1 protein-coding gene is annotated in these 272 nt (G+C 41.9%); it reads left to right on the top strand.

The features are described from left to right. A partial coding sequence (locus tag AAEY62_RS22425; protein ID WP_350636617.1) for a DPP IV N-terminal domain-containing protein occupies window positions 1-272 on the top strand: 272 nt, incomplete at both ends.

Genomic DNA, 272 nt, shown 5'->3' with positions numbered 1-272 from the left:
GGCTATTGGTGGGCCGACGACGAGTCTAAAATTGCCTTTACTCGCGTTGACGAAAGCCCAGTAAAAGAAGCGCTACGCAACGAAATTTACGCCGACGAAGTAAAACTATTCAATCAACGTTACCCATTTACTGGCACTAACAACGTTAAAATACAGCTTGGCGTAGTTACCTTAAACAATCAGCAAGTGGATTGGGTTGATTTAGGCAAAGATGAAGATATTTACCTTGCCCGAGCAAAATGGTTAAAAGATAGTAATACGCTCTCGTATCA

The sequence above is a fragment of the Pseudoalteromonas sp. GW168-MNA-CIBAN-0100 genome, assembly GCF_040309225.1.
GTDB lineage: Bacteria > Pseudomonadota > Gammaproteobacteria > Enterobacterales > Alteromonadaceae > Pseudoalteromonas > Pseudoalteromonas arctica.
Note: the sequence above shows the minus strand (reverse complement) of the source record. Positions and strands in the feature narration are given on the sequence as shown.